This window comes from Spirosoma spitsbergense DSM 19989 (genome assembly GCF_000374085.1).
In the GTDB taxonomy this organism is placed as follows: Bacteria; Bacteroidota; Bacteroidia; order Cytophagales; family Spirosomataceae; genus Spirosoma; species Spirosoma spitsbergense.
In genome coordinates this window covers 91,164-97,461 of sequence record NZ_KB893433.1, presented here as the reverse complement: position 1 = coordinate 97,461, position 6,298 = coordinate 91,164, and the positions used below count along the sequence as shown (strand labels likewise).

Here is a 6,298-nt window from a genome sequence, read left to right as displayed (position 1 = left end):
GGTCTTGACCTGTTCGCAGACGAGTCTGACTTTGACGGCGGGCGGTGGAAATGTCTACGCCTTCAGCCCAAATGTGGCCAGCCAGAGCGGCAACATGGCCGTGGTGAACGCATCGGGGGTGTACTCGGTGACGGTGACCAACACGGCCACGGGTTGTGCCAGCACTACCTCTATTACCATTAGTCAGGATAATACGGCACTTTCTGCCAGCCTGGTCAGCAGCGGTAACCTAAGTTGCGCGGTGACTAGTGTCACCCTAACCGCCAGCCCCAATGAGCAAACCTACACGTTTAGCACAGGGGCTACGCAGATCGGTTCCACCAATCAGGCCACCGTCAGCACGGCAGGCATGTATTCGGTGACGGTACTGGCAGGTAATGGTTGCTCTTCAGTGGCCAGTGTGACGGTATCCCAAAACAATAACGCGCCTTCGGTTAGTATCCTGGCTAATCCCAGTCTGACCATCACCCAGGGCCAGTCGGCTACCCTGACTGCCAGCGTCAGTGGTGGCACTCCGCCATTCGGATATGGCTGGTCGACCACCGAGTCGACTTCCGCCATCGTCGTCAGCACGCCGGGACCCTACTCGGTCACTGTTACGGGGGCCAACGGCTGTTCTGCCACCTCTAGTGTCACGGTGACGGTCAACCCGGTGGTCAGTCTCCCCTTTGCTATTACGGGGGTGACGACGGTAAGTTGTACGCCCATTTTGCCTAACCGGTTCAGTCTGAGCTTTGACCCGCGCTACCAGGGACTAAATGGACAGCCGGTCAGTTTTTCGGTCACTAATGAGCTGTTTCCCACAACGGCCCCCGGCCCATATACCCTGCAACTCTATACTGATAATCCCATCATCACCCTGGAAGCGGCTCAGAGTGGGGTTGCCACCCGGTACAGCTACAACTGGCTGGATGCCTGCCGTAACACCAATACGCCCAACACGCCCCCCCGCGTGGTGAGTGGCATTCCCAGCCAGACGGCCACGGTGGGTCAGTACTTCAGCTATGTGATTCCGGAGGGTACCTTCACCGATGACGAGACGCCGACCAGTCTGCGGTTCTCGGCCACGGGGCTACCGCCAGGGCTGGGCTTTTCAGTGGCCACCCTGTCGGGTACACCCTCGACCACGGTGGGCTCACCTTTCTCGGTGACCATCACAGCGACCGATCCGGGCAACCTCTCCGTGAGTACGAGTTTACAGTTGACGGTTTTGCCCGGTGGCACTACGCCCCCTCCCACGGATGTATTCAGCATCACGGGGGTAACCACCATCAGCTGCACGCCGGTGGCTAACCGGATCAGTCTGAGTTTTGCGCCCCGGTACGCGGGGCTGAATGGCCAGCCGATTGCCTTCGAGGTAGTGAACGAGTCGATTCCTACTACCGCCCCGGCACCTTACAGTCTGACCCTCTACCGGGATAATTCGGTGATCACGCTGCGGGCTAATCAGACCGGCAGTGATGGGCCAGTGACGTTCCGTTACAACTGGCTGGATGCGTGTTCGAATCTGGGTCAGGCCAACACCCCGCCGAGGCTGAATGAGCCAGTAGCCAGCCAAACGGCTACGGTGGGGCAGGGGTATAACCTGAATCTGTCGAACACGTTCACTGATCAGGAGACACCGGATCAGATTAGCCTGTCGGCCAGCGGGTTACCCGCAGGTCTGAGTGTATCGGGCAAGTTTATCAGTGGCACGCCATCGGTGAGTGGGGTGAGCAGCGTTACCCTCACGGCCACGGACGGGGGCGGCCTGAGCACCAATACAAGTTTCAGTTTCACGGTGGTACCGGCCCCGGTAACTCCCCCGCCCACGGCTGGCTTCAGTATCACGGGGGTCCAGACGGTGAACTGCGAGGTACTCTCGGCGGGGCAGCGGAGGGTGACGTTCAGTCCGCAGTATGCCGGGCTGGATGGTAGTCCGATGAGTTTCTCAGTGTTGAACGAACTGGCTCCCACCACCCAGCCGGGGCCGTATGTGTTGAATCTGTACACGGACAATCCGGTGATTACGTTGAGTGCGGTGCAGAGCGGTCTGGAAAGCCGGTTCAGCTACGGGTGGCTTTCGGCCTGTCAGGTGGCTTCTCCGCGAGTGAGTGCTCCGGTGGAAGTACCGCTATCGATCACGGTGCTGGGTAACCCGGTGTTGGGTAGTCAGGTGGATGTAGACGTACGCGGGGCACAGGGTCAGGAACTCTCCCTAGCGGTAGTAGATGAACGGGGTTATGTGGTGAGTAAACTAACGCAGCCGGTAACCGCCCCCGTTGAGCGGCTCCGTGTGTGGCTCGGCACAGATGCGGGTGTTTATTACCTACAGGCCCAGACTGCTACCGGGTCACATACGGTGAAACTGGTGAAGCAGTAAAGCACGTCTTATCGTCTACCATTATAAACGCATCAGGGTAGCTTCTAATCGTAGAGGCTACCCTGATGCGTTTTGTCCGGATAATGGCCTGGCTCCACCGATCTGAACGGGTTAGTAAAAAGTTTACCAGCGCACCTGCCCGTCGCCCACAACAATCCACTTTTCGGTGACCAGTTTTTCCAGCGCAAATGGTCCGCGGGCGTGAAGCTTTTGAGTTGAAATACCGATTTCAGCTCCCAACCCGAACACGCCCCCATCGGTGAAGCGGGTGGAGGCATTGGCGTATACAGCAGCCGCATCGACCTCGCGAAGAAACTGGTCGATTAACGCCTGATCCCGGGATAGAATCGCTTCGGAATGCCGGGAGGAGTAATTTTGAATGTGAGACAGCGCTTCGTTCAGACCGTTTACCACTTTTACAGCGCATTTGTAGTCCAGAAATTCGCGGCCAAAATCGTCGGGCTGGGCGTGGTGCAACTTCGTATAACCAGCTTTCTCAAAAATGGGATAAGCGGTTTCGTCGGCAAATACGTCTACATTCCATTTCGTGAAATCGTCCGTTAGCATGGGCAGAAAACGGTCGGCAATGGATTCGTCGACCAGCACGCAATCCAGGGAATTACAAACCGACGGGCGTGAGACTTTGGCGTTCACGACAATGGCAGCCGCCTTTGTCAAATCCGCCGATGTTTCTACGTACGTATGGCACACACCGGCACCGGTTTCGATGGTGGGGACCAGCGAGTTTTTGCGGACAAACTGAATCAATGATTCCGACCCACGCGGAATAATGATATCTACGTAACGGGTAGCGGTAAGCAGTTCGTTGACCACCGCTCTATCTGGTGGGAGCAGGGTAACTGCTGCTTTAGGTACATCGAACTCAGCCAGTACACCCTGAATCAGGCTAATCAGGTATCGGTTGGAGAAATCGGCTTCTTTACCTCCTTTCAATACGCAGCCATTCCCCGAACGCAGACACAATGCCGCTACATCAACCGTAACGTTTGGGCGGGCTTCGTAAATGACCCCCACAACCCCCAGCGGTACCGCAATTTTCTTGAGGGTTAACCCCTGCTCGATGGTGCGTTCCAGTATCACTTCACCCGCCGGGTCGGGCAGGACAGCTACTTCGCGCAGACTCTTTGAGAGGTCTGCGACGCGGGCTTCGGAAAGTTTCAGCCGGTCGTATTTGGGGTCCGTTTCCGGCATCCGGTCGAGGTCTTTTTGGTTCTCGGCCAGGATGTTGGCGGTATGGTCGGACAGTACGTCGGCCAGCCTATTGAGCAGGTTGGTCTTTTGCTCCGGCGTCAACCGCCGAACAACGGCAGCGGCCTGTTGCGCAGCCTGGAGGAGGGGGGTAATAGAATTCATGTTAGGCTTTTTGTAATTGGTCGCCGATGTAGATGAGTACATCAATAAGGACCACATCAAAACTATCAGTCACAACTTCCTGACCAGTTCAGTAGTCGTGCCGGTGATGCGGGAAGGAGGTAATTTTAGGGAAATGCGGAACGTTGTCCCACCGAACAAGCCAACTATCACTGGCAGTTTGCCATTGAAAAGCGTATTTTCTGATAGTGCTGGTGATGTACTCATTTGTGTAGAGAACTGATTCATCGATAAATTCTATGCGCAGCTTCAGCTGAAATTTGTCGGCGGTATGATCATGAAGAAGAACCTTTAGTCTGTGTACGATTGGTCTGTTTTCTAAAGAAACCAATTCATTGGTTATCAATGATACGTAACGATTCATTCGACAATTTCGATTGACCCTCGTTTTATCTCTTCGATACTCTGAATTACGTCGGGAAGCATACCCACAGCCGCTGACCAGTCGATGTTATCGTCCCATTCCTCAAATACTTCCTTCTGCGCCGTTTCGATGTGCTTTTCAAATTCCGCCAGTGTCATACCATACTTGCGTTCCATTCGGGTGATAGTTTCTTCGTAGCGATGTTTCTTCGCCAGATAGTCGATCATGACCCACTGCTGCACGGTTTGTTTCGTTACCTGTACCATATTGATATTCGTTAAAAGACAAAATTGGCCAAAAAAACCGGTCTACAAAAGAACAATGTCGTTGGCGTTTGCTACTTCAACGTTTTGGTGATTAAGCTGTTGCGCTAACGTTTCTGAGGATATCCGGGTTCGGGCAACGGCAATGGTCGTTTGGGTTTCATCCAGAATTTCAACCATCTCGCCGGTAGTAAATTCGCCCAGTACGGCCCGGATGCCCACCGCCAGCAGACTTCTTCGCTGCTGCAAGGCCCGCACAGCACCCGCGTCTATCTGCACGCGCCCCACGGCCAGACTGCCACTGGCCAGCCACCGGTTTCGGGCCGACAGGGCAACGGGATGCGGAATGAACTCGGTGCCGGTTTCGCCCTGCAACGCCCGCGAAAGGCCGTCCGGTTCGCTCAATCCGAAAATAACGACCCGGATGCCCATGCGCGTAGCCAGCTTGGCGAAGGTTAGTTTGGAGGCCATACCACCCAGGCCCATCGCCGACTTATCGGTTCTAACAACACCAAAAACGCGCTCATCGAAGTCGGTTACCTGCCTGATAATTTGCCCACTGGCATCCAGTAACCCACCCACCGAGGTACACAGCATCAGGGCCTGGGCACCAAAGCCGACGGCAATCAGGGTAGCTAGTTCGTCGTTGTCCGAAAACTTCAGTTCCCGGTTGCTTACTACATCGTTCTCATTGGCAATCGGAATCAGGCCATTGGCCCAAAGTTCTTCGTAGGTCTGTTTGAGTTGCAGAAACTGGTCGCGGTTGGCAAAGTGATGGCGTTCGCACAGGCTTTGAGCAATAGAGATGCCGTAGATAGAGAAAAAACGGGAATATTGATTGAGCAGGAGCAGGTTACCGACAGCCGCAGCGGCTTTTCGCTGGGTAATATCGCCCCGATAGTCGCGAATGAGAGATTTTCCGGCTCCCACCGCCCCGGAGGATACCATCACAATGCGGTAATGCGGATGCAGGGCTGCCACTTGCCGGGCAATATCCACCATGACGGGTTCATTGGGTTCGCCGGTGGGTTTGGTGATGGAAGCCGTACCAAATTTCAGCACAAGAACGGGTTTCGACATGGCGGCAAAGATAGGGGTTTCTGTTTTTGGTATTCGGTTTACACCTGCCGGTACACGGAGTTATCTAATCGTTGCAACAAACCACCGTAAACTAAATACCGAAAACCTCAAACCCGCTCGGATACATCTGCCGTAAAATGGGCTTTCTGGCGGAGGCCTTTTTTGAGTTGCCTGAGGTAATCCGCCTTGGGAATTTCAATGGCCCCGTACCGCCGAACGTTGTCATTGATAAACTGGGTATCGAGTAGCGTATACTGTTGCTGGCGCAGAATTAGAATGAGGTGATGGAAGGCAACTTTAGAGGCATTGCTAACCTGGGAAAACATGGATTCCCCAAAAAAAACGGACCCCATCGCCACCCCATATAAACCACCCACCAGTCGATTGTCTATATACGTTTCAACGCTGTGCGCCAGTCCCATTTCGTGCAATTCCGTGTAGGCATCAATAATCTCATCGGAAATCCAGACGCTATCCTCCTCCGAGCGGGGAACGGAGCAGGCCCGCATTACATCGGTAAAGGCCGTGTCGATACGAATCTCGAACTGGTTGCGGTTCAGAATGGGGCGGAGTGATTTGGCTGGCTTGTAGGTATGAATAGGGATAATGGCCCGCGGGTCGGGTGCGTACCAGTATAGGGTACCGTCGGCATCGGCCATCGGGAAAATGCCGTTGATGTACCCGTAAATCAGGTCGTCGGCGGTCAGTCTGTTCATAAAACCAGGGGCGCAGTCGTATCAACAAAGATAAAAAAAAGAGGTAGAAAGGTATTGGGATTACGAATAGATGCACCGAGTTTGGCGAATATGGTTAAAATAATGCCAGAACCCGTTAACG

6 protein-coding genes are annotated in these 6,298 nt (G+C 54.4%); 1 reads left to right on the top strand and 5 read right to left on the bottom strand.

Annotated features, from left to right (window positions below):
• Window positions 1-2,362: putative Ig domain-containing protein (locus B157_RS38900; protein WP_020602668.1), on the top strand; the 2,362-nt coding region annotated here is incomplete at its 5' end.
• Between the two features lie 123 nt (window positions 2,363-2,485).
• On the opposite strand, the gene B157_RS0107085 is transcribed toward B157_RS38900, so the two are convergent.
• From B157_RS0107085 to aat, 5 genes are all read right to left on the bottom strand, one after another.
• A complete protein-coding gene (locus tag B157_RS0107085) occupies window positions 2,486-3,736 on the bottom strand; it encodes a glutamate-5-semialdehyde dehydrogenase (RefSeq protein WP_020602667.1) in 1,251 nt (416 codons plus the stop codon).
• Between the two features lie 88 nt (window positions 3,737-3,824).
• Window positions 3,825-4,118 carry a toxin-antitoxin system TumE family protein gene (locus tag B157_RS40400; RefSeq protein WP_020602666.1) on the bottom strand — a complete coding sequence of 98 codons (294 nt, stop codon included), beginning with the start codon at window positions 4,116-4,118 and terminating at the stop codon, window positions 3,825-3,827.
• Window positions 4,115-4,384: a hypothetical protein gene (locus B157_RS0107075; RefSeq protein ID WP_020602665.1), complete on the bottom strand. Its 270-nt coding sequence runs from the start codon at window positions 4,382-4,384 to the stop codon at window positions 4,115-4,117. Before B157_RS0107075 ends, B157_RS40400 begins: the two co-directional genes overlap by 4 nt.
• Window positions 4,385-4,426: 42 nt before the next feature.
• Window positions 4,427-5,461 carry a glutamate 5-kinase gene (proB, locus tag B157_RS0107070; RefSeq protein ID WP_020602664.1) on the bottom strand — a complete coding sequence of 345 codons (1,035 nt, stop codon included), beginning with the start codon at window positions 5,459-5,461 and terminating at the stop codon, window positions 4,427-4,429.
• A gap of 107 nt (window positions 5,462-5,568) precedes the next feature.
• Window positions 5,569-6,177, bottom strand: coding sequence for a leucyl/phenylalanyl-tRNA--protein transferase (gene aat / locus B157_RS0107065; protein ID WP_020602663.1), 609 nt, complete (start codon window positions 6,175-6,177; stop codon window positions 5,569-5,571).
• Window positions 6,178-6,298 lie beyond the last annotated feature (121 nt).

Coding starts and splice junctions, on each gene's coding strand:
- B157_RS0107085 (WP_020602667.1), bottom strand. CDS start 3,736: ATGAATTCTATTACCCCCCTCCTCCAGGCTGCGCAACAGGCCGCTGCC.
- B157_RS40400 (WP_020602666.1), bottom strand. CDS start 4,118: ATGAATCGTTACGTATCATTGATAACCAATGAATTGGTTTCTTTAGAA.
- B157_RS0107075 (WP_020602665.1), bottom strand. CDS start 4,384: ATGGTACAGGTAACGAAACAAACCGTGCAGCAGTGGGTCATGATCGAC.
- proB (WP_020602664.1), bottom strand. CDS start 5,461: ATGTCGAAACCCGTTCTTGTGCTGAAATTTGGTACGGCTTCCATCACC.
- aat (WP_020602663.1), bottom strand. CDS start 6,177: ATGAACAGACTGACCGCCGACGACCTGATTTACGGGTACATCAACGGC.